The organism is Ancalomicrobiaceae bacterium S20, assembly GCA_040269895.1.
GTDB classification, from domain to species: Bacteria; Pseudomonadota; Alphaproteobacteria; order Rhizobiales; family Ancalomicrobiaceae; genus Methyloraptor; species Methyloraptor flagellatus.
The window spans coordinates 3,637,701-3,662,696 of the sequence record CP158568.1; the positions used below are offsets into that span (position 1 = coordinate 3,637,701).

Below are 24,996 nucleotides of genomic sequence, written 5' to 3' on the forward strand. Positions count from 1 at the left end.
ACGGAGCGATCAACCGCGCGCCTTGATCGCCTCGCGGGCGGCGGCGACGAAGGCGCGCAGTTTGGGGGCGAGCGCGGCCCGGCGCGGGTAGTAGAGGAACAGGCCGTCCTCGGTGATCGACGCCTCGGGCAGGATCTCGACGAGGCGTCCGGCCGCCAGGTCGTCGGCGACCAGCGGCTCGAACACATAGGCGATGCCGACGCCGGCACGGGCGAGGTGCGATGCATAGGTCGCGTCGGTGACGACCGCCGAACCGCGTACCGGCACGCGCACGTCGCGGCCGTCGGCGCGCAGATCCCATTCGTAGAGCCCGCCCGAGCCGAGCATGCGGAAGCCGATGCAGTTGTGCGCCGACAGGTCGTCGACCCGCCCCGGCGCGCCGTGGGCGGCGACATAGGCCGGCGCGGCGACCATGATGGCGCGGAACGGCGGCGTCAGCCGCGCGATGGTCATATCCTGATGCACCGCCTCGCCGAGTCGGATGCCGGCATCGAGCCCGCGGGCGACGATATCGACGAAGGCATCCTCCATCTGCACCTCGACGGTCAGCCCCGGATGCGCGGCGGCGAGCCGCGCCAGGATCGGCGTCAGGCCGAGCACGGCCGCGACCCGCGAGGCGCTGATCCGGAGCAGGCCGGTCACTGCCCCGCGATCCGCCTCGAAACTCTCGAAGGCACGCGCGACATCGTCGAAGGCCGGGCCGACCGCCGCCAGAAACCGGTGCCCCGCCTCGGTCACGGCGACGCTGCGGGTTGTGCGCGCGAACAGCGGCTGTCCCAGCCGATCCTCGACCGTGCGCACCGCATGACTGACCGCCGAGGCGCTCATCCCGAGCGCGGCCGCGGCGGCGGCGAAACCGCGATGGCGCGCGACCGCGAGCACGACCGGCAGATGCGGCAGCAGATCCCGATCCATTCATGCATCCGATCGCATTCGATATGCCGATTGACCCATCTTATCGCGGAATAACGCGCATCGCATCATCCTCCTCACCAGAGCGAGCGGCCGACGCCGCCCGGACGACGAGGATGGAGATCGACATGACCGACACCGTGACCCGGACCGCGACCACGTGGTTCATCACCGGCGCGGCGACCGGCTTCGGCCGCGCTTTCGCCGACTATGCGCTCGCGCAGGGCTACAACGTCGTCGCGACGGCGCGCCGGACCGAGCGCCTTGCCGATCTCGCTGCGCGCGCACCCGATCAGGTGCTGAACCTGCCGCTCGACGTCACCGATCCGGCGGCCGGCGAAGCCGCGGTCGCCGCCGCGGTCGCGCGGTTCGGGGCCATCGACGTGCTCCTCAACAATGCCGGCTACGGCACGGTCGGCGCGGTCGAGGAGACGCCGGAGGCCGAACTCCGCGCGCAGATGGAGACCAACTTCTTCGGCGCGGTCGCGATGATCCGCGCCGTGCTGCCCGGCATGCGCGGCCGCCGCGCCGGCGCGATCGTCAACATGTCGAGCCTCGGCGGTCAGCTCTCGTTCGGCGGATTCGGCGCCTACTCGGCCTCGAAGTTCGCGCTGGAGGGCCTGTCGGAGGCGCTGGCTCAGGAGGTCGCGCCGTTCGGTCTCAAGGTGCTGATCGTCGAGCCCGGCGCGTTCCGGACCGACTTCGCCGGCGGTGCGCTCAGGCAGATGCCCGAGCTCGCTGCCTATCGCGACATCGTCGGCGGCACGCGCGACTTCGCCCGCGCCATGCACGGCACGCAGCAGGGCGATCCGGCCAAGGCGGCCCGCGCCATCGACGAAGCCTTGCACGCGGCCTCAACGCCGCTCCGTCTCCAGCTCGGCGCCGACGCTGTCGACATGGTGCGCGCCCATGCCGAGGGGCTGCTCGCGGACCTGAAGACCTGGGAAACGGTCGCCCGCGCGACGACGGTCGACGCGCAGGCGTGACGAAAAAGGCCGGCACCGGATATCCGGTGCCGGCCTGATCTCTGGCCTTGCAAGGCTGCTCGGTGCGACGAACCTGTCGACTACTCCGCCGCCTGATCGAGCGGCGGATGACCGCCACGCGCCGGCTTGTGCGGCATCGGCACGACCACCGCGCGCGCGGGTGTCGGCGCCTCGACGGCGCCGTGCCCGGCCGGGGCCGGATGCGCCTCGCCATGAGCGCCCCCGTGCCCGGCCGCGGCCGCTCCCTCCCCGATCGGCTCGTCCGGCCGATTGGGCCGGAGCAGCCAGCCGAGGATCTTGCCGACCACGTGGCCGGTGTCGTCCATGATCGTGTAGAACGACGGGATGAAGATCAGCGACAGCAGGGTCGACACGATCAGGCCGCCGATCACCGCGATCGCCATCGGCGCGCGGAACTCGCCGCCCTCGCCGGTCGCCATCGCGGCCGGGATCATGCCGGCGACCATCGCGATCGTCGTCATCACGATCGGCCGCGCGCGCTTGCGGCCCGCATCGATCACCGCCTCGTACTGAGGTACGCCGTGCTTCTCGCGCTCGACCGCGAAATCGACCAGCATGATCGCGTTCTTGGTCACGATGCCCATCAGCATCAGGATGCCGATGACGACCGGCATCGAGACCGAGTTCTGCGAAGCCTGCAGCGCGAGCACCACGCCGGCGATCGAGAGAGGCAGCGTCGCGAGGATCGTGATCGGTCGGAAGATGTTGCCGAGCAGCAGGATCAGAACGACGAACACCATCATGATGCCCGCGCCCATCGCCTGGGCGAAGCCGGCAAAAACCTCGGCCTGGATCTCGGTATCGCCGGTCGACTGGAGATGGACGCCGGCCGGCAGCTGCTTCTGGGCGACCAGCGCCATCAGGTGGTTCAGGCCCTCGCCGGTGGCGTGGCCCGGCGCCATGGCGCTGCCGACCGTGACCCGGCGTTCGCGGTCGTAGCGCTCGACCGCCGACGGGCCCTGGCCGAAGGCGATGTCCGCGACCGCGGAGAGCGGCACGGTCTTGCCCGAGGCGGTCGGCACGCGCATGTCGGCGAGCGTCGCCGGATCGGCGCGGCTCGTGATGTCGAGCTGGACGCGGATCGGGATCTGGCGCAGGCCGTCCTTGAACTTGGCGAGATTGCCGGCGTTGTCGCCGATCGTCGCGACCCGCACCGCCTCCGAGATGGTCTCGGGCGTGACGCCGAGATCGGCGGCGACGTCGAGCTTCGGCGTGATGCGGATCTCCGGCCGGTCCATGGCCGTGGCGGCGGTCGGATTCGAATAGATCGGATCCTTGCGCATGCCGCTGACCAGCTCCATCGCCACCCGGTTCACGGCGTCGCCGTCGTTGCCCTGGATGCCGACCGCGAGCTCGCGCTCGCCGCGGTCGTTGACGAAGTAGTACCGGATGTCCGGGATCTTCGAGAGCACGCCCGCGACCACGGTCTCGAGCTGCTTCTGGCTGCGGTTGCGCTCGGTCTTGCGGACGAGATGCACCGTCATCTTGGCGCGGCGCAGTTCGAGCGTGCCGGTCGGCGAGGTGCCGCCGAGCACGAACACGTCCTTCACCTCCGGGATCTGCTTCAGTTCGCGCATCGCGCGGTCGGTGACGCGCGCGGTCTCGTCGAGCGAGACGCCGGCCGGCAGCTCGATCGAGGCGACGAGGCGCGACTGGTCGTCCGGCGGCATGAAGCCCTGCGGCAACGTCGAGGCGCTCATGATCGAGCCGACCGCGAAGGCGAGGCCGAGCACGAGCGTGATCCAGCGCCAGCGCAGCGTCTTCTGCAGGAGCCACGTGTAGGCGCGCATGACGAAGCCGTCGCGCTCGTCTTCGTGGCCGTGACTGCGGAACAGGTAGGCCGCCATCATCGGTGTGATCAGACGGGCGACCAGCAGCGAGAAGAACACCGCGACCGCGACCGTCAGGCCGAACTGCTTGAAGTACTGACCGGCCACGCCGCCCATGAAGCTGACCGGCGCGAAGACCGCGATGATCGTCAGCGTGATGGCGATGACCGCGAGACCGATCTCGTCGGCCGCCTCCATGGCCGCCCGGTAGGGCGACTTGCCCATGCGCATATGCCGGACGATGTTCTCGATCTCGACGATCGCATCGTCGACCAGGATGCCGGTCACCAGCGTGATCGCGAGCAGGCTGACCAGATTGAGCGAGAAGCCCATCACGCTCATCGCCCAGAAGGTCGGGATCGCGGCGAGCGGCATCGCGATCGCGGCGACGAGCGTGGCGCGGAAGTCGCGCAGGAAGATGAAGACGACGAGCACCGCCAGCGCGGCACCTTCGATCAGCGAATGCATCGCCGACAGATAGTTGCCGTAGGTCGAATAGACGCCGTCGTCGATGACCGAGAACTTCACGTCCGGGTACTTCTCGGCGATCTGCTTGACCCGGTCCGCGGTCACCTTCTGGACCACGGTGTCCGAGGCGCCCTTGGCACGGTAGATCGAGAAGGAGACGACCGGGTTGCCGTCGAGGCGGGCGAAGCTCTTGGGCTCCTCCCAGAGGTCCTCGACCTTGCCGAGATCGCCGAGGCGCACCTGCCGGCCGCCCGAGAGCGCGATGCGGGTGTTCTCCAGATCGGCGATGCGGTCCGAGGACGCGAGCGTGCGGATCGCCTGCTGGTCGCCGGCGATCTCGACCTTGCCGCCGGAGAGGTCGGTCGAGGTGGCGCGCAGCTGGCGGTTCACCTCGGTCGCGGTCACGCCGAGCGCCATCAGCCGGTCGGGATCGAGCGAGACGCGGATCTCGCGCGCCACGCCGCCGATGCGCTCGACACGGCCGACGCCCTTCAGGCCCTGGAGCTGGCGCACGACGACGTCGTCGATGAACCAGGACAGTTCCTCGGGCGTCATGCCGGGCGCGCTGGCGCCATAGGTCATGATCGACTGGTTCTCGACCTCGATGCGCTGGACGATCGGCTCATCGATCGTGCGCGGCAGGTCGGCGCGGATCTTGGCGATCGCGTCCTTGACGTCGTTCAGCGCCCGGTCGGAGTTGACCTCGAGCCGGAACTCGATGCCGGTCACCGACTGGCCGTCGGTGATGTCCGACTTCATGTGCTTGACGCCGGTGACGCCGGAGACGGCGTCCTCGACCTTCTTGGTCACCTGCTTTTCCAGCTCGGCCGGCGCCGAACCGCGCTCGGTGATCGTCACGGCGACCACCGGCACGTCGATGTTCGGGAACTTGGTGATCGGCATGGACTCGAACGAGACCCAGCCGAGCACGCACAGCACGACGAAGAGCAGGATCGGCGGAACCGGATTGCGGATCGCCCAGGCGGAGAAGTTCCAGTTCATCGGACGGCCCCTTCGCTCTTCGTCTGCCCTTCGGTGGCCTTGGCTTCGATCGCGGTGACGGCGTCGCCGTCGCGCAGGAAGCCACCGGCGCGGGCGACGACCTTCTCGCCGGCCGTGACGCCCTTGACGATTTCGACCAGCCCCTGGGACGTCAGGCCGGTCTCGACGCTGCGCGCCTGGACCTTGCCGTCGACGATCACCTGCACGACCGGGCCGTTGGCGGTGAACTGCACGGCCGCCAACGGCACCGCAACGCCCGACCGGCGCGCGAGTTCGACCGAACCGCGCGCAAAGGCGCCGATGCGCAGCCTCGGATCGGCCGGCAGCGCGATGCGCACCTTGCCGAGCCTCGTGGTGCGATCGACCTCCGGCAGCACCTGCCGGACCGTGCCGTCGAGCGTGGTCTTGGCGTCGAGCGACACGGTCGCGCGGGCGCCTTCCCTCATGCGGATCAGCCGGGTCTCGACCACGTCGGCCTCGAAGTTCGATCGCGCCGTCGCGGATGATGCGGAACAGCGGCTCGCCGGCGCCGGCGGCCGCGGTCTGGCCGAGGCGCACGGTCTTGCGGCTGATGATGCCGTTGGCGGGGGCCTTGACCTCGGTGCGCTCCAGGCGAACCTCGATCTCGCGCTTCTGTGCCTCCGCCGCCTTCAACGCCGCCTCGGCGATGCCGAGGCCGTTGCGGGCGGCAGCCAGCGCGCCGGCGGTCGAACGGGCCGCCGAGACTCGCTGATCGAGCGTCGCCTGCGTCGCGTTGCCAGACTTCACCAGGCTCTCGGTGCGCTTCAGCGCGTCGGCGGCCTCGACCTCGGCGGCTTCGGCCTGGGTGATCTGGTTCTTCGCCTGGGCGACCGCGGCTTCGGCGCGGGCGACCGAGGCGATGTTCTGCTGCAGTTGGACTTCGAGCACGTCCCGCGACAGCCGGGCGAGCACCTGGCCGCGCTGGACCTTGTCGCCCTCCTCGACCAGCACTTCCGTCACGCGCAGGCCTTCGGTCTCGGCGAAGACCAGCACCTCGTCACGCGGCACCAGCGTGCCGGTGACCGGCGCGGTCTCGACCAGTTCACGGGTATCGGCGGCGGCCACGGTCACCGCCGGCGGAGCGTTGTCGGAGCGCTCGACCGGGGTGGCGGAGGTCGCCGACCAGGCGAGAGCCGGCAGAGCGAGGCTGCCTGCGGCGAGCAGCGCGGCGGAGAGCGGAAGCGTGCGAAGACGCGCCGGGGACGATCGAAAAGCGGACATGGTCAAACCTCGGAAGAAACGGAAACGGTGCGGCCCGCGGCAGAAGCGCGCCGGGCCGGAGGAAGCGGCACGAGGCCGCTCATGGCGGCGGCGGCGATGGCGACCGCGACCTCGATCTCGCGCTCGGCATCGAAATCGCTCGCCAGCGCCCGGCGCACGAACAGGCCGTTGGCGAGCGTCACGAGCAGGACCGCGAAAGCGTCGGTGTCGATGTCGGGGCGCATCTCGCCCTTGGTCTTGGCGCCCTCGGCGAGATGCACGATCCAGGTATGGACCTCGGTCTCGAAAGCGAGGTGGATCTGGCGGAAAACGTCGTTGCGGGCCGATTCCGACCAGATCTCCATGCAGAGCACGGCATTGCCGGCCGGCTCATCGATCATGTGCTTGCGCATCGCCATCCCGAACGCCTCCAGGAAGGTGGTCGTCTCGGCGAGCTCGCGGAAGTCGGAACTCATCTCGGCGCGGTCGCGCTCGGCGAGGCCGATCACGATCGCGTCCTTCGAGGGAAAGTAGCGGTAGAGATTGCCCGGGCTCATGCCGGCCTCGGCCGCGACGTCCTGCATCGTGCAGCGATGGAAGCCGGTGCGGATGAAGCAGCGCTCGGCCGCATCGAGAATGCGCCGCTGGCGCTCCCCGACGTGGCCGTCCGCCAACACCGTCGCCGGTGCCGAAGAAGGCCCCGACGCGGATGGTCCCGACGCAGAGGGCGCTGGCGCAAACGGTGCTGACGCGGACCGTCTTGACGCCGAGCCGGACGACGGCGCGGGCGCCTCGCCCGCGGGCGCGGTGTCGTTCCTCATGATCGATGCCGTCCCTCGCCGGCCGCCCCTCGGCCGCCGACCAAAATGAGAATGAACGTTCATTCTCATGCTCGATCGTCAGATCGGCGTCAAGTGGCGACGCGCTACGGGCGTGCGAATTCCGCCGTTGCGGGGCGCGAGACGGCAATCTCGGCCCGATGACGGTAAACAGGCGATGGGGTCAGCCACAGGACGTCAGCCCGGGAGGTGCTCGCCGCAAGGAGGCGTATCGGCTCCGACGACGTGTCTACCCGACCGACACGCGCACCGCGATGTAGACGAGCGCGAGCGCGCCGATCCAGAGCGCGGCGCCGTCCCAGCGGCGGCGGCGGCGCTCAGCGGCGGCGATCGCCTCGACGGTGTCGTCGTCGAGCCGGAGCCCCTTGTCGGCCATGGCCGAAAAGCCGGCCGAGATGTGCTCGGCACGATCGACCAGGCGGGGCAGGGTCTCGAACACGCGGCCGAGCGCGCCGACGCTCTCGGCCGCGGTGCCGAGCTTGGCGGCGGGGCCGAGATTGCGCTCGATCCACTCGCGCACCACCGGCTCCGACGTGGTCCAGATGTCGAGATCCGGATCGAGCGTGCGCGCGACGCCTTCGACGACGACCATGGTCTTCTGCAGAAGGATCAGCCGCGGCTGGGTCTTCATGTCGAAGACCTCCGTGTACTCGAACAGCTGATTGAGCAGATGCGCCATCGAGATCTCGCGCGCCGGCCGGTCGCGCAACGGCTCGCCGATCGCGCGCAGCGCCTGCGCGAAGACCTCCACTTCCTGATGCGCGGGCACGTAGCCGGCCTCGAAGTGGACCTCCGAGGTGCGCAGGTAGTCGCGGCGGATGAAACCGAACAGGATCTCGGCGAGGAAGCGCCGCTCGGCCTTGTTGAGCCGGCCCATGATGCCGAAATCGACCGCGACCAGCGTGCCTTCCGGATCGACGAACAGGTTGCCCTGGTGCATGTCGGCATGGAAGAAGCCGTCGCGCATCGCATGGCGCAGGAACGACTGGATCACGATGCGGGCGAGCGCGACGAGGTCGTGACCGGCCGCCTCGAGCCCGGCGACGTTGGAGACCTTGGTGCCGTCGATCCACTCGAGCGTCAGCACCGTCTTGGCCGTGCGCTCCCAATCGACCGCGGGGACGCGGAAGCCCGGATCGCCGCGCGTGTTCTCGCCGAGCTCCGACAGCGCGGCCGCTTCCAGGCGCAGGTCCATTTCCAGTCGCACCGAGCGGGCGAGCGTGTCGACCACCGCGACCGGCCGCAGCCGGCGCGACGACGGCATGAATCGCTCGATCAGCCGGGCGGCGATGTAATAGCTCGAGATCGCGCCGGAACCGCGCCTCGACGCCGGGGCGCAGCACCTTGACGGCCAGCGCGCGCGTCTCGCCGTCCTCGTCGCGCACGAGCGCCTTGTGCACCTGCGCGATCGAGGCGGCGGCGACCGGCTCGCTCAACTCGACGAAGACGTCCTCGATCGGCCGTTGCAGCGCGCGGGCGATCTGGATCTTGGCGTCGGCGAGCGGGAAGGAGGTGACGCGGTCCTGCAGCGCCTCCAGATCCTTGGCCATCGCGGCGCCGACGACGTCGGGCCGCGTGGCCAGGAACTGGCCGAGCTTGACGTAGGACGGCCCGAGCCGGTTCAGCGCCTCGGAAACGCGCGTGCCGCGGTCGACGCCGGCGACGCCGCGGCGCTCGATCAGGCGCGAGACCGCCAGCACCAGGCGGCCGATCGGCGGCGGGTCCGGTGGGGCCATGGCGCGGAGCACGCCCTCGCGGGCGAGAACCCACCCGGCACGGGCGAGACGGAGGCTGGCGCGAATCCCGGGCATGCGATCAGATCTTCCAGCCCGAATGCAGCGCCGCGATGCCGCCGGTCATGTTGGTGTAGTCGACCTTGGAGAATCCGGCGCGCCGGATCATGTCGGCGAAGCGCTCCTGGGTCGGGAATTTTCGGATCGACTCGACCAGATACTGGTACGGCTCGGCGTCGCCGGCGATCAGCCGCCCCATCGGCGGGATGACGCGGAACGACCAGGCATCATAGATCCGGTCGAGCACCGGCACGTCGACGGCCGAGAATTCCAGGCACAGGAACCGGCCGCCGGGCCGGAGCACGCGGTAGGCCTCGGCCAGCGCCTTCTCGATGCGCGGCACGTTGCGGATGCCGAAGGCGATCGTATAAGCATCGAAGGAGCCGCTCTCGAACGGCAGTTCCTCGGCATTGGCCTCGACGAATTCGAGATTGGCGAGAAGGCCGCGCTTCTCGGCGCGCGTGCGGCCGACGCCGAGCATCGAGCCGTTGATGTCGGAGACCGTGACGCGGGCATTGCCCTCGGAGCGCTCGACGATCCGGAACGCGATGTCGCCGGTGCCGCCGGCCATGTCGAGCACGCGGAACGGCTTGCGCGAGGTCCGCGGCGGCGCCAGGCGCGCGATCATCGCGTCCTTCCAGACGCGGTGCAGACCGCCGGACATCACGTCGTTCATGACGTCATAGCGCTCGGCGACCTTGTGGAAGACGTCGTCGACCAGACCCTGCTTCTCGGCGAGCGGCACATCCGTGAAGCCGAAGGAAGCCGTCTCGGGAACGGCGGGACCGGTTCCGGCGAGACCGGTCGCGTGCTCGGTGGCGGGCTCGGACATGGGGGATCGTCTCCATTGCGGCGCGGGACCATAGCGAAGCAGGAGGTCAGACGCTATCGTCCGCGCCCCATATACGATCCCAGCCGCCCGTTCCTAATCTCAATCGGCCCGTCCCGCCATGCCCGAATTGCCAGAAGTCGAAACCGTCAAGCGCGGTCTCGCGCCCTTCCTCGAAGGCGCGACGCTCGCCCGCGTCGAATGCCGGCGTCCGGATCTGCGCTTTCCGTTCCCCGACAATTTCGCGGAAAGACTGGCCGGACGACGCGTCGTCGCGCTCGGCCGGCGGGCGAAATACCTCGTCGCCGATCTCGACGACGGCGCCGTGCTGATCATGCATCTCGGCATGTCCGGATCATTCCGGATCGAGGAGGACGGGGCGGCCGGCGGCGCGGAAGCCACGCCGGGCGAGTTCCACTACGCCCGCTCCAAGGCGGCCGCGCATGATCATGTCGTGTTCGAGGTCGCGGGCGGGCCCGGCGGGCCGGCGCGCATCACCTACAACGACCCGCGCCGCTTCGGCTTCATGACGCTCACCACCCGCGACGGCTTCGACGCGCATCCGCTCATGGCCCATGTCGGGATCGAGCCGCTCGGCAACGCACTCTCGGGCGAGGCGATCGCGCGGATGTTCGCGGCCAAGCGCGCGCCGCTCAAGGCCGCGCTGCTCGACCAGAGCCTGATTGCCGGGCTCGGCAACATCTACGTCTGCGAGGCGCTGTGGCGCTCGCGCCTGTCGCCGACGCGCGAGGCCGGCTCGATCGCCACGGGTGACCCGATCGCCACCGCACGGGTCGAGACGCTGGCGGGCGCGATCCGCGACGTGCTCGGCGAGGCGATCGAGGCCGGCGGCTCGTCCTTGCGCGACTACGTCAAGACCGACGGCGAGCTCGGCTACTTCCAGCACTCCTTCGCCGTCTACGACAGGGAGGACCAGCCCTGCCCGCGCGAGGATTGCGACGGCATCGTCACCCGCATCGTGCAGTCGAACCGTTCGACGTTCTTCTGCCCCGTGTGTCAGGGGTGAGCCCCCTCCCCTCGTCCGGATTGCGCCGACCCTGCGGCTCGGCTAGCGATCAATCGAACGGGCGGCCGAATAAGCGCCCGAGCGAGCGGTCGGAGGCCGGGATGAGCACGGACATGGTTTTCGAGAACATCATCGTCGAGACGCGCGGGCGGGTCGGGTTGATCACGCTCAACCGGCCGAAGGCGCTCAACGCGCTGAACGGCGCCTTGATGGAAGAGGTCGGCAACGCGCTCGAGGCGTTCCAGGCCGACAAGGGCGTCGGCGCCGTCGTGATCACCGGCTCTGAGAAGGCCTTCGCGGCAGGCGCCGACATCAAGGAGATGGCCGGGCTCAGCTATCCCGACACCTATCTCGACGACTTCATCACCCGCTGGGACCGCGTCGCGCAGGCGCGCAAGCCGATCATTGCCGCAGTCGGGGGCTTCGCGCTCGGCGGCGGCTGCGAGGTCGCCATGATGTGCGACTTCATCATCGCCGCCGATACGGCGAAGTTCGGCCAGCCCGAGATCAAGCTCGGCGTCATCCCGGGCGCCGGCGGCACGCAGCGGCTGACCCGCGCGATCGGCAAGGCCAAGGCCATGGACCTGTGCCTGACCGGCCGGCTGATGGACGCGACCGAGGCCGAGCGCGCTGGGCTCGTCGCCCGCGTCGTGCCAGCGGCGGAGCTCGTCGACACGGCGATCAAGGCCGCCGAGGAGATCGCCTCCTTCTCGGCGCCGGCGGTGCTGCTCGCCAAGGAGGCGGTCAATCGCGCCTTCGAGACCTCGCTCGCCGAAGGGCTCCGGTTTGAACGCCGCACCTTCCAGGCGCTGTTCGGCACGCCGGACCAGAAGGAGGGCATGGGCGCCTTCGTCGAGAAGCGCAAGGCGGAGTTCAAGTCGCGCTGAACGGGCGCGAGGCGCGGCGGTTGACGCGGGCGCCGCACCTCGCGGACAGTGCGCCTGCTGCATGAACCCCGACCCGACCCATCCGAGGAGTCCCGCTTGACCGCCGCCGACCGCCTCGCCCGCGCCTATGCGCTGATCGACAAGGCCAACGCCGACGACCCTGTGCGGGTCATGGTCGACGGCGTCGAGCGGCCCTACGCAGTGCGCTACGGCGAGGAGATGACGCGGCGCCTGGCCGAGCTGGTGTCCGATGCCTCGGATGCGCTGAGGATCGCCTGCCGCGCCCAGCACATCCGACGCTTCGACGTGCCGCGTGCGACCTATCCGATGGACAAGCCCGGCTATCACGCCTGGCGCAACGGACTGAAGGACCATCACGCGCGGCTCGCGGCGGATATCATGGCCGAGGTCGGCTATGACGAGGACACGATCGCGCGCATGCGCTCGATCATCCGCAAGGAGCGGCTGAAGCGCGATCCGGAGGCGCAGGCGCTCGAGGATTGCGCCTGTCTCGTCTTCCTCGAACACGAGTTCGTGCCCTTCGCCGCTGAGCACTCGGACGAGAAGATCGTCGACATCGTCGCCAAGACCTGGGTCAAGATGTCGGATGCGGGACACGCGGCCGCGTTGCAGCTGGCCCCGCTTCTGCCGGAACGGCTGCAGCGTCTCGTCGGCGAAGCGGTGGCGCGCCGCCCGTGACCGTCACGGCTCTGTCACAGCTTGCGGTCGCATGAGGCGATCCATGCACAGGACGCGGAGCTCGTCCTTCGAAGCGGCGTCGACGCCGGGACAGCCATGCCCGGCGCACTGTTAACCTTTGCCCCCGGACAGCGCAGAGTCTTCGGCAGAGACGCGATCCCCGGTCGGCACCCGTCGTGCGGCCGCCGTGTCGCGTCCGCCAGATGATCAGGCCGGAGGAACCATGGCGTCCAATCGCAGGCTCGAAGGACGTGTCGCCATCGTCGTCGGCGCGGGATCGAGCGGCCCGGGCTGGACCACCGGCAAGGCAAGCGCCGTGCTCTGTGCCCGCGAGGGCGCGCAGGTCGTGGTGGCCGATGTCGATCCGCGCGCGGCCGAGGAAACCGCCGAGATCATTCGCCTGGAAGGCGGCCGCGTCCTGGCGGTGCCCTGCGATGCGACCGACGCCGTGCAGGTCGAGCGGCTCGCAGCCGAGACCGTCTCGGCCTTCAAACGCATCGATATCCTGATCGACACGCTGTCGCTGCCGGTGGAAGGCCGCGTCGTCGACGTCAGCGCCGAAGATTGGCAGAAGGCCTTCGCGGTCAATCTCTCCGCCGCGGTCACTGCGATGAAGGCGGTCATCCCCGTGATGGCGGCGAACGGCGGCGGCTCGATCGTCAATGTCTCGTCGATCGCCTCGCATGTGGCGACCGGCCCGGCGCTGGCCGCCTTCGCCGCTTCCAAAGCCGCGCTCAATCAGGTCGGCCGAGCCGCCGCGATCGAACATGCCGGCTCGAAGATCCGCGTCAACACCGTCGTTCCGGGCTTTCTGAAGACGGGGTCTTCGCCCTGCGGCGCCGCAAAGCCGGGCGCCGTGCCGCTCGGCGACGTCGGCGATGCCTGGGACGTCGCCTATGCGGCGCTCTACCTCGCCTCGTCGGAGGCGCGCTTCGTCACCGGCATCGAACTGGTGGTCGACGGCGGCGTCACGCTGAAGTGCGGCTGAGCCGCCGAACCGGAGTTCGAACGGCCAAGGCCGCCCCGGGCGATCAGCCGCCGCGGTCCTTGCTCTTCGCCGCGAAGCGTGCGGCCGCCGCTCCCGCGACCGACCCGGTCGCGAAACAGGCCTGCAACAGGTAGCCGCCGGTCGGCGCCTCCCAATCGATCATCTCGCCGGCCACGAACAGGCCCGGCATATCCCGCACCATCAGATCGTCGTCGAGCGCCTCGAACAGCACGCCGCCGGCCGAGGAGATCGCCTTTTCGATCGGCCGCGCGCCGGTGACGACGATCGGCGTCGCCTTGATCGCGATGGCCAGCGCCTTCGGGTCGGCCGGCAGGTCCTTGCCGTGCCCTTCGCGGAGCAGGCCGACCGCAACCGGCGGCATGCTCGCGCCCTTGCGCAGACGGTTCGCGAGGCTATCGCCCGGCCGCGTGGCAGAGAGCGCGGCGATCAGTTCATCGCGGGTCATGCCCGGCTTCAGGTCGAGCATCACCGTGGCGCGGCCGTCGCGGCGGATCGCGTCGCGGATCGGGCCGGACAGCGCATAGACGCCGCCGCCCTCGAGGCCCTCGGCGGTGACCACCGCCTCGCCGCGCGCGGTCTCGCCGCCGAAGGAGATCGTCAGCCGCTTCAGCGGCTCGCCTTCGAAGCGGGTACGGAACACCTCCGACCACGGCACCTCGAAGCCGCAATTCATCGGCTGCAACGAGGCGACGGGCACGCGCGAGGCTTCCAGAATATCGACCCAGGCGCCATCGGAGCCGAGGCGCGGCCAGCTGCCGCCGCCGAGCGCCAGCACCATGGCCTCGGCCCGACGGGTGAATTCCGGCTCGGCGTCGCGGCTTCCCGGTTCACGCGGCTCCGCGCGGGCGAGCCGGAGCGCGCCATCGGCCGTCCAGCCGAGCCAGCGCGTGCGGGTCAGGATCTCGACCCCGAGGCCGTCGAGCCGCTTCAACCACGCGCGCAACAGCGGCGAGGCCTTGAAAGCTTTCGGAAAAACACGGCCGCTGGAACCGACGAAGGTCTCCTCGCCGAGCCCTGCCGCCCAGTTGCGCAGTTCTTCGGGCGGGAAGCGCTCGATCACCGGCGCGAGCCGGTCGGCACGGCCGCGATAGCGCGCGACGAAGCGCTCGCGCGCCTCGGAATGGGTGAGATTGAGCCCGCCGCGACCCGCCATCAGGAACTTGCGCCCGACGGTCGGCATCCGTTCGATCACGGTCACGGAAGCCCCGGCCGCGGCGGCCGCCTCGGCCGCCATCAGCCCGGCCGGGCCACCCCCGACCACGATCACATCCCGCACGTCGCCGCTCATCGCATGCCCTTCCTCGGCGGGCGACGCATGCCGCCCGCAGTCGGGGCGATGGATGGGCCAGGGCGGGGGAATTGGCAAGGGGCGGGATCGGCAATCGACGGCCACTGGACGCGGCCCCGCGGCATGAAAAAGCCCCGGCGACAGCCGGGGCTTCTCGTCGGCCGGGATCGCCCGTCCTCACATCCAGTAGGGCGTCGCGCCATAATAGGTGTGGACGGTGTCGCGCCACTGCGTGTCGCGGTCGCCGAGTTCCTCGATCGAGTAGTGCGGGGCGCCCTCGAGCTGGTTGCGCGCATAGGGCACCACATAGCCGCCCCGGTCGACCCGATAGGTCAGCACCGACCACGGGATCGGATGATAGCGCTCGCCGATGCCGAGAAAGCCGCCGAAGGCCATGATCGCATAGGCGACGCGGCCGCTCTCCTTGTGCAGCATGACGTCCTCGATATGGCCGAGATGCTCGCCGGCCTCGTTGTAGACGTCGGTGCCCTGCACCTTGTCGGCCGAGATCAGCGTGTCGGTCTCGTCGTAGCTGCCCGGCTGGCGGTCGGCGCCGCGCCCCGTCGATCCGGTGAGGCCGGTCGCGCCGGTGGTCGATCCGATGTTCATGGGACGTCTCCTTCTGTCCTCGCCCTCGCGCCATCGGCGCCGTCGAGCGTTCGGGAGGTCAACGGGGCGGGCCGCGCATCGTTCCCGATCCGCAGATCCGGCCGCACGCGGAACGAACCCCGCCTGTCCGCCGTTCTGGGCGCAGTCCGATCCCGGTCCATCGCCGGGCGGAAGGGCAGCACCGCAGGAGGAGGCCATCATGGGTGACGCGAACAAGGGCGCCGCAAGTGACACGGAAACGACGTCGATCCCTTCCGACGTCGGGCCCGGCGACAAGGGTGACGAGATCTGGCGTGAATCTGTCGTGCCAGGCACGGACGACGAGATCCGCGGCGAGGGTGTCGACCATGACACGGGCCGGCCGGGCGGGGATCGACGGGACAAGCAGGGCCAGGTCGACGGCAGGCTCACGGCCGATCGGCGGCCGGTGCTGAGCCAGCCGCCCCGCGAGACATCCGCCGATACGGCCTTCGTCGCGGCCGATCCGGCCACGGAGGCGGCGACCCGAACCCGGGGCGACAAGGGCTGACGTGCCTTAAGGACCGAGCGCCCGGAGCCCGGGCGCGGGTCGCATTCGCTCCGCCCGGCTGGGCGAGGCGACCTGCGATTTTTTCGTTAGCGCATGGAACCAATCCCGATGAATGACGTTGGGTTGCGAGTTTCCCACTGGAGAGGTCGGCCTTGACGCGCGATCGACGCGAGGACATGCCCAAGGACGGCGCCGATCGGCAGCCGTCGCCGGGGCCGTTTCGGGACGCCGCCGCCGACCAGCCGCGCGCGCCGGCGGCGCTGGACCGGACGCCTTCGGCGGCATCCGATGCCCGGGCCGCCGAAGGCCAGAAGCCCTATACGACCGAGCATGAGAACTATACGACCGGCGCGCTGAAGCGGCCCGACCACCCGGACCACCGCGCCGCCGCGCGCGTCGGGACACCGGTCGATCCTGCGGCGACGACGGGCTCGGAACCGCCGCCCGCCGATCCCGCCACCGACGGCTCCGAGGAGAAGGCGCCGTGACGGGAACCGGATCGAGCATACAGACATTGGACGAAGGCTGGCGCGGCCCCGTTCGGATCGCGGTCGGTCAGGGGCTCGTCCCCGCCGGCCCGCTCGAGCCACGGGGCCGTGCCGGCACCGCTTCTACCACTTCGAGAAGGCGCTTCGTCGCGGGCGCCCAGCACATGCGGATGGCGCTTCATGGCTCCGACTGAGAATTCCGGCCTCGCCCTGCCAGCGGAAATCGAGGGTGCGCTCAATGCGCACCGACGCATGATCGAGCTGATCGTGACGCTGCTCGGCGAACTGCGGGGCGATGCGCTCGCGCTCGTCCAGGATATCGAGCGGCGGGTCGGCTACCGCGATCATCACGAGGATCCGGGCTCGGAGCCGGACGCCGCCTTCGCGGTCGAGCAGGCCAGCGAGGACGAGTTGCGCCGTCTGCTGCGCAACATCCGCGACGCGGTCGATTTCAAAACGTTTTCCGACCGCTGATCCGCGTTTCGGATCGGCGGCGCCGCGATCCCTGCGCCCGGGTGAGCGCAGGGATCGGCCATGCGGCTCGTCCGGGTGGCCCGTCGAGCCGTTTCGGCCGAGGCTATAGTCGCCCGGTCAACAGCATGACGATCAGGACGATCACGACGAGACCGAGAATGCCGCTCGGACCATATCCCCAGCCCGTGCTGTAGGGCCAAGCAGGGAAGGCGCCGACCAGCAGCAGGATCAAGATAATCAACAATATCGTACCGAGGCTCATGTCTTTTCTCCCTCGTCTCCGGGCACGATGACCACTCCCGGACCCCGGCTTCCCCGGTTTCCGACGTGCCTCCTCCGGCGATTGCGGCATGAATTTCGAGTTATTCTTGCCTGCATAGCGCCTTCACCCGGTACGAACTGCATAATCTCGGCAAAGTTCCCGCTCGTGCCACAATCTCCTGATCACATGCCAAGGCGACGCTGCCGGTTTCCGCGATCTCACGATTTCGTCAAGGGAACAAAGCGCCGGCTCCGCCGTTCCTGTTTTCGCAAGTGTCATTCAACAATACCAAATTCGTCGGAGGCATCCCGATGCGTACCAAAGTCCTTCTCCCGGTGATCGCGGCGCTCTCGCTCGGCGCCTGCAGCGCCTACAACCAGACCGACCGTGCGATCGTCGGCGGAGCTATCGGTGCCGGCACGGGCGCGGCGATCGGTGCCGCCACGGGTGGTGGCGTCGGCGCGGCCGTCGCCGGCGGCGTGATCGGCGGTGCCGGTGGCGCCATGATCGGTGCGGCCACCACGCCGCGTTATCACGGCCGCTGCTACGCGCGGAACGAATACGGCGAGCGCGTTCGCGTTCCCTGCAACTGATCCCGACCGGCTCACGGGTATCCGAAGAGCGGCGGCACCCGACGGTGCCGCCGCTTTTTTCATGCCCGAGACGAATGGCAGCGCCCGGCCGGCGCCGCATGGCCCGACATGACAGCCGTGTGCGTTTTCGCCGGTCAGGGCATCGCCGGCCGCATTGGCCCGGCGGCGCCGCCGTCCCATGTTAGCCGAGACCGTTCGATCGGCCCCTCGAGGAGCACGCCGCGATGACCCCGACCCGCACCGAAACCGATTCCATGGGCGCCATCGAAGTCGCCGCGGACCGATACTGGGGCGCGCAGACCGAGCGCTCGATCCACAATTTCCCGATCGGCCGCTCGCGCTTCGTCTGGCAGCGGCCGGTGATCCGCGCGCTCGGCATCCTGAAGCGCGCCGCCGCCGAGGCCAACGTGGCGCTCGGCGAGCTGCCGGCCGACGTCGGCTCGGCGGTCGTGGCGGCCGCCGACGAGGTCATCGACGGACGGCTCGACGCGCATTTCCCGCTGGTCGTGTTCCAGACCGGCTCGGGCACGCAATCGAACATGAATGCCAACGAGGTGATCTCGAACCGTGCGATCGAGATGCTCGGCGGCACGCTCGGATCGAAGAAGCCGATCCATCCCAACGATCACGTCAACCGGGGCCAGTCCTCGAACGACACGTTCCCGACCGCGATGCATATCGCCATCGTCGAGGAACTCGCCGGCCGGCTGTTTCCGGCGGTCGAGGCGCTGGTGTCGACGCTGGCCGAAAAGGCGATCGCCAATGCGGACATCGTCAAGACCGGGCGGACCCATCTGCAGGACGCGACGCCGCTGACGCTCGGTCAGGAGATCGGCGCCTGGGCGGACCAGATCGCGGCGGCCCTCGCCGGCGTCGAGCAGACCCTGCCGGGGCTCTACGACCTGGCCATCGGCGCGACCGCCGTGGGTACGGGCCTCAACGCCCATCCGGCGTTCGGCGAGCGGGCGGCGGAGCGGATCGCCGCGCTCACCGGCCATCCGTTCCGCTCGGCGCCGAACCGCTTCGTCGCGCTCGCCTCCCATGATGCGCTGGCGGCCACCTCCGCGAGCCTCAGGACGCTTTCCGGCGCACTGATGAAGATGGCAAACGACGTGCGCTGGCTCGCCAGCGGGCCGCGCACGGGCATCGGCGAGATCCTGATCCCGGAGAACGAGCCGGGCTCGTCGATCATGCCGGGCAAGGTCAACCCGACCCAGGCCGAGGCGATGACCATGGTGGTCGCGCAGGTCTACGGCAACGACGCCGCGGTCGCCTTTGCGGCAAGCCAGGGCAATTTCCAGCTCAACGTCTACAAGCCGGTGATGCTGCACAATGTGCTCGAGAGCATCGAGCTGATCGCCGACGCGTGTCTGGCCTTCGAGGAGCACTGCGCACGCGGCATCGAGCCGAACCGGGCGCGGATCGATGCGAACCTCGGGCAGAACCTGATGCTGGTCACGGCGCTGAACCGTCACATCGGCTACGACAAGGCCGCGGCCATCGCCAAGAGCGCGCACAAGAGCGGCAGCACCCTGCGCGAGGCGGCGATCGCCTCGGGCTTTCTGACCGCCGAGGACTACGACCGGTGGGTCGTGCCGATCGAGATGACGCGGCCCTCGATCGGCTGACGCGCTATCGGGACCGCCTGGTCGGGACCGCCCTTTCGGCCGGCAGCCCTCGCCGGCCGACGCTTTCCAAAAAAAGAGCGCCCGGAGCACTGGGCTCCGGGCGCAAGGCATCCCACACACGAGGGAGTTCGGTCAGCGGACCGTTTCGGTGCAGCGGGTTCCCGCCGAATCGTGGACACAGGTCCGCTGGGTGACTTCCGGCGCCGGCTCGGCCGGAACGACATAGACCCGCTCACGGGTATTGGCCGAGTCGGCGGCGGCACCGGCGCCGGCCCCGACCACACCGCCCGCGGCAGCACCCACGGCTGCGCCGACCGGGCCGCCGACCACGGCGCCGGTCACGGCGCCGGTCGCAATACCCGCAGCGGCACCGCCGGCCGCGCCGTCCTGAGCCAGAGCCGCCGTAGAGACGGCGACCGAGGGAAGGGCGATGAGAGCGGCAGCACCGGCCGCGGCCATCAACATCTTACGCATCTCTTTTCCTCCGTCTTGGAAATGGATGCACAGACAACGGCGGGGACGGGATGTGGTTCCGCCAGTATTCGCCTCCAAAGATCCGAAATCCTGACAGATTGTTCAGATTTCCCTCGTCGTTCATCAAAGGACAGCGTCAACGATGCTTTGCGCGTCCAATGAAAAGACCCGCCAGCGGGTTCGCGGGCGGGGCTTTTCGGCGAGCGACAAAAATTGCGCGGTGGTCGTTCAAGCGCTCCGGAACACGGTCGCGGCGAGCGAGAGCACGAACAGCACCAGAAAGATGGTGAACAGGATCTTCGCGATGCCTGCCGAGGCGCTCGCAACGCCGCCGAAACCGAGAGCGCCGGCGATCAGCGCGATGACGAGGAATACGAGCGTCCAATAGAGCATGAAGGTCTCTCCTCCGTTGATGGAAGACAAACGTCGGCGCGGCCGTTTGGTTTCGCGCCTTGAGCATCCGGCCGCTCATGATGGCCGTCGATTTTTTCCTCGACGGGAGTGGAACAAGCCGGCGCGATCGGCGTTGCGAGACGATGCCGCCGGGTCAATCGGCCCGGCCGGTCATTCGTCCGAGAAAACCCGGGGAGAAGCCGATATGAAATCCAGGCGCGTTGAACCACGCCCGGACCAGGAAGAACTGCTTCGGGGGCTCATGAAGGACCTCGATCGGGTCGTCGGGGCACTACCGACCACCGACGAACGCCATTGCGACCCGATCCCCAGTCAAAGACCGGCCGGCTCCGTGCCCCGTACCCTCGGCGTCGGGTTCGGCCTGGGCCTGACCGGCACACGCCGCTGAAACGCCGAGGCTCCGGTTCTGAAGCGTCAGTCGACCGCCGACCGGAGTTCGCCCATGGACATCGCCGCGTCCCGATGCGGCGAGGCGAGCAGGCGCACGACGGGACCCTGCGCGAGGTCGGAGAGCCAGAGGCCGCGCGCGGGCACCGCGCCTTGGCTGCCATCATCGAAGGCGACCAGCACGCCGGCGAGTTCGCCCGCATCGCCGGCCGCCGCGTTGGCGACGCGACCGACGACCCGGCCGTCGGCGTCGAGCACCGGGGCGCCGACCAGGCGGTTGCCCGGCGCCGGGGCGGCATCGGGGGCGGGCGCCGTTGAGGACGGCATGCCGCCGCCGACCTTCTCGACAATGGTGATGCAATCCGGCGCGCAGGCGACCGTCGCCCGGCTCCAAGCCGGTCGCGTCGGCTCGGACGGCGGCGTGGTGACGGCGGCGCGGACCGGAAGCCGATCGGATTTCGCTGCCGGGGCCGGCTCGTCGGCGGCGGGGCCGGGCTGTGAAACAACCCCGATCAGAGAGGTCGCGACGACGAGCGCGAGCGCGACGCCGACCGTCTTCCGAACGGCGGATCGGAGGCTCTGCGGCGGCCGCGCGTGGGCGAGCGGGTCGATCATGTCGCTCTCCTGTTCGACTTTCTCTGATCGGAGAACGCGCGGGATGCGCCGACGTTCCCCAACGCCAGTCGCGCGACGGAGCGAACGGGCACGGCTTCAGTCCGCACGCCGTTTTGAGCGGCGTTCATTTTCTATATTGAACATTGTTCATTAAATCGCTATGGTCGCCTGCATCGGAGCTGACGAGACCGGCTCCGGCATTTCCCGTAGGCGAGACGGGCGAGCCGTGCGAGGCTCGCCCCGCAGACCAGACGAGGATCCAGGATGTCCGCCTCCCTTTTGAAGACCCGCCGGTTCGCACCGTTGTTCTGGTGCCAGTTCTTCTCGGCGCTCAACGACAATTTCCTCAAGAACGCGCTCGTGTTCCTCATTCTGTTCCACGTGGTCGACGGCAATGCCGGCGCCCTGGTCACCTTCGCCGGCGCGGCGCTCGTCGCGCCGTTCTTCTTTCTCTCCGCGCTCGGCGGCCAACTGGCCGACCGCTACGACAAGGCGCTGATCGCGCGGCGGCTGAAGTTCGCCGAGATCTTCGTCGCCGGCGTCGCGGTCGCCGGCTTCTCGCTGCATTCGATCCCGATCCTGTTCACCGCGCTCGCCGGCTTCGGCGTCATCGCCGCGCTGTTCGGCCCGATCAAATACGGCATCCTGCCGGACCATCTCGAACAGGGCGAGCTGCCGGCCGGCAACGCGCTGATCGAAAGCGCGACCTTCCTCGCCATCCTGCTCGGCACGATCATCGGCGGCTTCGCGGCGGCCGGCGGCGGCGATCCGGCGGCGCTCTCGGGCATCATGGTGGTGTTCGCGCTGATCTGCTGGCTGACCGCACGCATGATCCCGCGCACCGGCGAAGGCGCGCCGGGCCTCGAGATCGAGGCCAATATTCTCGCCTCGACCGTCCGCCTGCTCATCGACCTCAAGCGCGAGCCGAAGCTCTGGTGGCTCGGGCTCGCGGTCTCCTGGTTCTGGCTCATCGGCGCGGTGACGCTGTCGCTGCTCCCGACGCTGGTGAAGACGGTGATCGGCGGCTCGGAAGGTCTGGTGACCGCGTTCCTGGCGATCTTCTCGATTGCGATCGCCGTCGGCTCCGGCCTGGCGAGCTGGCTCTCGGCGCATCGCATCGTGCTGGTGCCGACCGCCATCGCCGGCGTGCTGATGGGCATCTTCGCGCTCGACGTCGGGCTCGCGACGCGCTCGATCGAGCACGGCGCGGCCGCGGTCGGCTTCTTCGAATTCGTCGCCACCGGACCGGGCCTGCGGCTCTCGCTCGACCTCGCCGGCCTCGCCATCGCCGGCGGCCTCTATGTCGTGCCCGCCTTCGCGGCCTTGCAGGCCTGGGCCGGGCCGGAGCGCCGCGCGCGCGTGGTCGCCGCCACCAACGTGCTCAACGCCGCCTTCATGACCCTCGGCGCGCTCGGCATGGGCGCCGCGCAGGCCAAGGGCCTCACGGTCGCCGGCGCCTTCATCACGCTCGGCATCGCCGGCCTCGCGGTCGGGCTCTTCATCTTCAAGACGCTGCCGACCCATCCGATGCGCGACTTCATCGCGCTCCTCTACCGCGTGCTATTCCGCGTCGAAGTCACCGGTCAGGAACATCTCGCCCATCTCGACGGCCGCACCGTGATCGCGCTCAATCATGCGAGCTTTCTCGATGCCGGGCTCGCCCTGTCGCTGATGGAGCGCGAACCGGTGTTCGCGATCGACAGCGTCATCGCGACCCGCTGGTGGGTCAAACCGTTCCTGCGCATCGCCCGCGCCCTGCCGCTCGATCCGACGCGACCGATGGCGACGCGCACGCTGATCCGCGCCGTCGAGGCCGGTGATCCGCTGGTGATCTTCCCCGAAGGCCGCATCACGGTCACCGGCGCGCTGATGAAGGTCTATGACGGCGCCGGCCTGATCGCCGACAAGGCGAACGCCGTCGTCGTGCCGATCCGCATCGAAGGACTCGAGCGCACGCCGTTCAGCCACCTCAAGACGGAGCAGACGCGCAGGGCCTGGTTCCCGAAGGTGCGCGTCACGATCCTGCCGCCGACCCGGCTCGACGTCGATCCGACGCTCAAGGGCCGCAAGCGCCGACAGGCGGCGGGTACGGCGCTCTATGGCGTCATGTCGGATCTGGTGTTCGAGACGACGCGGATCGACCGCACCGTGTTCGCGTCGGTGGTCGAGGCGGCCGAGATCCACGGGCTCGACCGCGTCGCCGTCGAGGATCCGCTGACCGGTGCCCTCACCTATCGCCGCCTGCTCGCCGGCGCGCGGGTACTCGGCCGCAAGCTGTCGCACGGCACCGAGCCGGGCGAGGCGGTCGCCGTGATGCTGCCGAACGCCAATGCGGCCGCGGCGACCATCCTCGGCCTGATGTCGGCCGGTCGCGTCCCGGCCATGATCAACTTCACCGCCGGGCCGACCAACATCGCCAGCGCCTGCCGGACCGTGCGCGCGAAGACCTTCGTCACCTCGCGCGCCTTCGTCGAGAAGGGTCGGCTGCAGGCGCTGATCGAGGGGCTGCCGCAGGATCTCCGCATCGTCTGGCTCGAGGACGTGCGCGCGACCGTCGGCTTCAAGGACCGACTCGACGGCCTCGTGTTCGGCCGGCGCGCGCTCGTGCGCCGCTCGCCCGACGATCCGGCGGTGATCCTGTTCACCTCCGGCTCCGAGGGGGCGCCCAAGGGCGTCGTGCTGTCGTCGAAGAACATGCTCGCCAACTGCGCGCAAGCCGCGGCCCGCATCGATTTCGGCCGCGCCGACAAGCTCTTCAACGTGCTGCCGGTGTTCCACTCCTTCGGGCTGACGGGCGGCCTCATATTGCCGCTCGTCTCCGGCGTGCCGATCTATCTCTATCCCTCGCCGCTGCACTACCGGATCGTCCCGGAGCTGGTCTACCAGGTCAACGCGACGATCCTGTTCGGCACCGACACTTTCTTAGCCGGCTACGCGCGATCGGGGCACCCTTACGATTTCCGCTCGATCCGCTACGCGATCGCCGGCGCCGAACCGGTCAAGACGACGACCCGGCAGGTCTGGATGGAGAAGTTCGGCATCCGGATCCTGGAGGGTTACGGCGTGACCGAGCTGTCGCCGGTCGTGGCGCTCAATACGCCGATGTACAACCGTTTCGGCACGGTCGGCCGGCTGCTGCCGGGCCTGACGGCGCGGCTCGAGCCGGTGGCCGGCGTCGAGGCCGGCGGCCGGCTGTGGCTCAAGGGGCCGAACGTGATGCTCGGCTACATGAAGGCCGACAATCCCGGCGTGATCGAGCCACCGGCCGAAGGCTGGCACGACACCGGCGACATCGTCTCGATCGATGCGGAGGGCTTCGTCGCCATCAAGGGTCGCGCCAAGCGCTTCGCCAAGGTCGGCGGCGAGATGGTGAGTCTCGCGGCGGTCGAGGCGCTGGCCGGCGACCTGTGGCCGGAAGCGGCGACCGCCGTCGCCACCGAGCCGGACCCGCGCAAGGGCGAAAGGCTGATCATGCTGACGACAAAGGCCGGCGCCGACCGCGCCAGCTTCCAGGCCTACGCCAAGGCGCGCGGCGCCTCCGACCTGATGGTCCCGGCCGAGGTCGCCGTGGTCGACAAGCTGCCGGTGCTCGGCTCCGGCAAGATCGACCACCTCGCGGTGGCGCAGTTGGTGCGGGAGCGCGCGGCCGCGCAGGCCGCGCAATAGTCCTGCCATCGGCCGGACCGGGGGACGAGAGCCCCCCGGCTCGTCCG

The 24,996-nt window shown here is 69.5% G+C and carries 23 protein-coding genes and 2 pseudogenes; 12 read left to right on the plus strand and 13 right to left on the minus strand.

Annotated elements, in window-relative coordinates; translation table 11 throughout:
• Nucleotides 1-9: 9 nt before the first annotated feature.
• On the minus strand, nt 10-915 hold the full coding sequence (locus ABS361_16505) for a LysR family transcriptional regulator (protein XBY43667.1): 906 nt from the start codon (nt 913-915) through the stop codon (nt 10-12).
• Between the two features lie 125 nt (nt 916-1,040).
• On the opposite strand from ABS361_16505, the gene ABS361_16510 reads away from it, so the two are divergent.
• Nucleotides 1,041-1,898, plus strand: a complete 858-nt coding sequence (locus ABS361_16510) for an oxidoreductase (GenBank protein ID XBY43668.1) — start codon at nt 1,041-1,043, stop codon at nt 1,896-1,898.
• An 80-nt stretch (nt 1,899-1,978) separates the two neighbouring features.
• Here the strand turns inward: ABS361_16510 and ABS361_16515 are convergent, their stop codons facing one another.
• The 6 genes and pseudogenes from ABS361_16515 to ubiE form a co-directional block, all read right to left on the minus strand.
• Nucleotides 1,979-5,218, minus strand: coding sequence for an efflux RND transporter permease subunit (locus tag ABS361_16515; GenBank protein ID XBY46918.1), 3,240 nt, complete (start codon nt 5,216-5,218; stop codon nt 1,979-1,981).
• The gene (locus ABS361_16520; protein XBY46919.1) at nt 5,215-5,688 is read right to left on the minus strand and encodes an HlyD family efflux transporter periplasmic adaptor subunit; all 474 of its coding nucleotides are present in this window, start codon (nt 5,686-5,688) and stop codon (nt 5,215-5,217) included. The genes ABS361_16515 and ABS361_16520 overlap by 4 nt, the downstream gene beginning before the upstream one ends.
• 445 nt (nt 5,689-6,133) lie before the next feature.
• Nucleotides 6,134-6,460, minus strand: a pseudogene (locus ABS361_16525) (biotin/lipoyl-binding protein).
• A 2-nt stretch (nt 6,461-6,462) separates the two neighbouring features.
• Nucleotides 6,463-7,113, minus strand: coding sequence for a TetR/AcrR family transcriptional regulator (locus tag ABS361_16530; protein XBY43669.1), 651 nt, complete (start codon nt 7,111-7,113; stop codon nt 6,463-6,465).
• Nucleotides 7,114-7,507: 394 nt separating this feature from the next.
• A pseudogene (gene ubiB / locus ABS361_16535) lies at nt 7,508-9,089 on the minus strand (2-polyprenylphenol 6-hydroxylase).
• Between the two features lie 4 nt (nt 9,090-9,093).
• Nucleotides 9,094-9,903, minus strand: a complete 810-nt coding sequence (gene ubiE / locus ABS361_16540; GenBank protein XBY43670.1) for a bifunctional demethylmenaquinone methyltransferase/2-methoxy-6-polyprenyl-1,4-benzoquinol methylase UbiE — start codon at nt 9,901-9,903, stop codon at nt 9,094-9,096.
• A gap of 118 nt (nt 9,904-10,021) precedes the next feature.
• On the opposite strand from ubiE, the gene mutM reads away from it, so the two are divergent.
• The 4 genes from mutM to ABS361_16560 all read left to right on the plus strand — a co-directional run bounded on the left by mutM (nt 10,022) and on the right by ABS361_16560 (nt 13,501).
• Nucleotides 10,022-10,927 carry a bifunctional DNA-formamidopyrimidine glycosylase/DNA-(apurinic or apyrimidinic site) lyase gene (gene mutM / locus ABS361_16545; GenBank protein ID XBY43671.1) on the plus strand — a complete coding sequence of 302 codons (906 nt, stop codon included), beginning with the start codon at nt 10,022-10,024 and terminating at the stop codon, nt 10,925-10,927.
• 113 nt (nt 10,928-11,040) lie between these two features.
• On the plus strand, nt 11,041-11,814 hold the full coding sequence (locus ABS361_16550; GenBank protein ID XBY46920.1) for an enoyl-CoA hydratase: 774 nt from the start codon (nt 11,041-11,043) through the stop codon (nt 11,812-11,814).
• Between the two features lie 96 nt (nt 11,815-11,910).
• Nucleotides 11,911-12,513, plus strand: coding sequence for a DUF4202 domain-containing protein (locus ABS361_16555; GenBank protein XBY43672.1), 603 nt, complete (start codon nt 11,911-11,913; stop codon nt 12,511-12,513).
• A 223-nt stretch (nt 12,514-12,736) separates the two neighbouring features.
• The gene (locus ABS361_16560) at nt 12,737-13,501 is read left to right on the plus strand and encodes an SDR family oxidoreductase (protein XBY43673.1); all 765 of its coding nucleotides are present in this window, start codon (nt 12,737-12,739) and stop codon (nt 13,499-13,501) included.
• A 43-nt stretch (nt 13,502-13,544) separates the two neighbouring features.
• Here the strand turns inward: ABS361_16560 and ABS361_16565 are convergent, their stop codons facing one another.
• Both ABS361_16565 and ABS361_16570 read right to left on the minus strand, forming a co-directional pair.
• On the minus strand, nt 13,545-14,915 hold the full coding sequence (locus tag ABS361_16565; GenBank protein XBY43674.1) for a TIGR03862 family flavoprotein: 1,371 nt from the start codon (nt 14,913-14,915) through the stop codon (nt 13,545-13,547).
• A gap of 72 nt (nt 14,916-14,987) precedes the next feature.
• Nucleotides 14,988-15,419, minus strand: a complete 432-nt coding sequence (locus ABS361_16570; protein XBY43675.1) for a PRC-barrel domain-containing protein — start codon at nt 15,417-15,419, stop codon at nt 14,988-14,990.
• 199 nt (nt 15,420-15,618) lie between these two features.
• On the opposite strand from ABS361_16570, the gene ABS361_16575 reads away from it, so the two are divergent.
• From ABS361_16575 to ABS361_16585, 3 genes are all read left to right on the plus strand, one after another.
• Nucleotides 15,619-15,948: a hypothetical protein gene (locus ABS361_16575; GenBank protein XBY43676.1), complete on the plus strand. Its 330-nt coding sequence runs from the start codon at nt 15,619-15,621 to the stop codon at nt 15,946-15,948.
• 152 nt (nt 15,949-16,100) lie between these two features.
• The gene (locus ABS361_16580; protein XBY43677.1) at nt 16,101-16,436 is read left to right on the plus strand and encodes a hypothetical protein; all 336 of its coding nucleotides are present in this window, start codon (nt 16,101-16,103) and stop codon (nt 16,434-16,436) included.
• A gap of 180 nt (nt 16,437-16,616) precedes the next feature.
• On the plus strand, nt 16,617-16,910 hold the full coding sequence (locus ABS361_16585; protein ID XBY43678.1) for a hypothetical protein: 294 nt from the start codon (nt 16,617-16,619) through the stop codon (nt 16,908-16,910).
• A gap of 103 nt (nt 16,911-17,013) precedes the next feature.
• Here the strand turns inward: ABS361_16585 and ABS361_16590 are convergent, their stop codons facing one another.
• Complete coding sequence (locus tag ABS361_16590; GenBank protein ID XBY43679.1) at nt 17,014-17,172, minus strand: DUF3309 domain-containing protein; 159 nt, start codon at nt 17,170-17,172, stop codon at nt 17,014-17,016.
• Between the two features lie 311 nt (nt 17,173-17,483).
• Here ABS361_16590 and ABS361_16595 point away from each other — a divergent pair, with 311 nt between their 5' ends.
• Both ABS361_16595 and fumC read left to right on the plus strand, forming a co-directional pair.
• On the plus strand, nt 17,484-17,765 hold the full coding sequence (locus ABS361_16595) for a bacteriocin (GenBank protein ID XBY43680.1): 282 nt from the start codon (nt 17,484-17,486) through the stop codon (nt 17,763-17,765).
• Between the two features lie 224 nt (nt 17,766-17,989).
• A complete protein-coding gene (gene fumC, locus ABS361_16600; protein XBY43681.1) occupies nt 17,990-19,393 on the plus strand; it encodes a class II fumarate hydratase in 1,404 nt (467 codons plus the stop codon).
• Between the two features lie 132 nt (nt 19,394-19,525).
• Here the strand turns inward: fumC and ABS361_16605 are convergent, their stop codons facing one another.
• Both ABS361_16605 and ABS361_16610 read right to left on the minus strand, forming a co-directional pair.
• Nucleotides 19,526-19,867: a hypothetical protein gene (locus ABS361_16605; protein XBY43682.1), complete on the minus strand. Its 342-nt coding sequence runs from the start codon at nt 19,865-19,867 to the stop codon at nt 19,526-19,528.
• A gap of 228 nt (nt 19,868-20,095) precedes the next feature.
• On the minus strand, nt 20,096-20,260 hold the full coding sequence (locus tag ABS361_16610; protein ID XBY43683.1) for a DUF1328 domain-containing protein: 165 nt from the start codon (nt 20,258-20,260) through the stop codon (nt 20,096-20,098).
• Nucleotides 20,261-20,279: 19 nt separating this feature from the next.
• Here ABS361_16610 and ABS361_16615 point away from each other — a divergent pair, with 19 nt between their 5' ends.
• A complete protein-coding gene (locus ABS361_16615; GenBank protein XBY43684.1) occupies nt 20,280-20,669 on the plus strand; it encodes a hypothetical protein in 390 nt (129 codons plus the stop codon).
• Between the two features lie 26 nt (nt 20,670-20,695).
• Here ABS361_16615 and ABS361_16620 read toward each other — a convergent pair whose 3' ends face one another.
• Nucleotides 20,696-21,283, minus strand: a complete 588-nt coding sequence (locus ABS361_16620; protein ID XBY43685.1) for a hypothetical protein — start codon at nt 21,281-21,283, stop codon at nt 20,696-20,698.
• Nucleotides 21,284-21,547: 264 nt separating this feature from the next.
• Here ABS361_16620 and ABS361_16625 point away from each other — a divergent pair, with 264 nt between their 5' ends.
• Nucleotides 21,548-24,949, plus strand: coding sequence for an acyl-[ACP]--phospholipid O-acyltransferase (locus tag ABS361_16625; GenBank protein ID XBY43686.1), 3,402 nt, complete (start codon nt 21,548-21,550; stop codon nt 24,947-24,949).
• Nucleotides 24,950-24,996: the final 47 nt, after the last annotated feature.

Bases quoted from the DNA above. Each gene is read 5' to 3' on its own strand.
- ABS361_16505 (XBY43667.1), bottom strand. From the start codon at position 915: ATGGATCGGGATCTGCTGCCGCATCTGCCGGTCGTGCTCGCGGTCGCG.
- ABS361_16510 (XBY43668.1), top strand. From the start codon at position 1,041: ATGACCGACACCGTGACCCGGACCGCGACCACGTGGTTCATCACCGGC.
- ABS361_16515 (XBY46918.1), bottom strand. From the start codon at position 5,218: ATGAACTGGAACTTCTCCGCCTGGGCGATCCGCAATCCGGTTCCGCCG.
- ubiE (XBY43670.1), bottom strand. From the start codon at position 9,903: ATGTCCGAGCCCGCCACCGAGCACGCGACCGGTCTCGCCGGAACCGGT.
- mutM (XBY43671.1), top strand. From the start codon at position 10,022: ATGCCCGAATTGCCAGAAGTCGAAACCGTCAAGCGCGGTCTCGCGCCC.
- ABS361_16550 (XBY46920.1), top strand. From the start codon at position 11,041: ATGGTTTTCGAGAACATCATCGTCGAGACGCGCGGGCGGGTCGGGTTG.
- ABS361_16560 (XBY43673.1), top strand. From the start codon at position 12,737: ATGGCGTCCAATCGCAGGCTCGAAGGACGTGTCGCCATCGTCGTCGGC.
- ABS361_16570 (XBY43675.1), bottom strand. From the start codon at position 15,419: ATGAACATCGGATCGACCACCGGCGCGACCGGCCTCACCGGATCGACG.
- ABS361_16575 (XBY43676.1), top strand. From the start codon at position 15,619: ATGGGTGACGCGAACAAGGGCGCCGCAAGTGACACGGAAACGACGTCG.
- ABS361_16585 (XBY43678.1), top strand. From the start codon at position 16,617: ATGGCTCCGACTGAGAATTCCGGCCTCGCCCTGCCAGCGGAAATCGAG.
- ABS361_16590 (XBY43679.1), bottom strand. From the start codon at position 17,172: ATGAGCCTCGGTACGATATTGTTGATTATCTTGATCCTGCTGCTGGTC.
- ABS361_16595 (XBY43680.1), top strand. From the start codon at position 17,484: ATGCGTACCAAAGTCCTTCTCCCGGTGATCGCGGCGCTCTCGCTCGGC.
- fumC (XBY43681.1), top strand. From the start codon at position 17,990: ATGACCCCGACCCGCACCGAAACCGATTCCATGGGCGCCATCGAAGTC.
- ABS361_16605 (XBY43682.1), bottom strand. From the start codon at position 19,867: ATGCGTAAGATGTTGATGGCCGCGGCCGGTGCTGCCGCTCTCATCGCC.
- ABS361_16610 (XBY43683.1), bottom strand. From the start codon at position 20,260: ATGCTCTATTGGACGCTCGTATTCCTCGTCATCGCGCTGATCGCCGGC.
- ABS361_16615 (XBY43684.1), top strand. From the start codon at position 20,280: ATGGAAGACAAACGTCGGCGCGGCCGTTTGGTTTCGCGCCTTGAGCAT.
- ABS361_16620 (XBY43685.1), bottom strand. From the start codon at position 21,283: ATGATCGACCCGCTCGCCCACGCGCGGCCGCCGCAGAGCCTCCGATCC.
- ABS361_16625 (XBY43686.1), top strand. From the start codon at position 21,548: ATGTCCGCCTCCCTTTTGAAGACCCGCCGGTTCGCACCGTTGTTCTGG.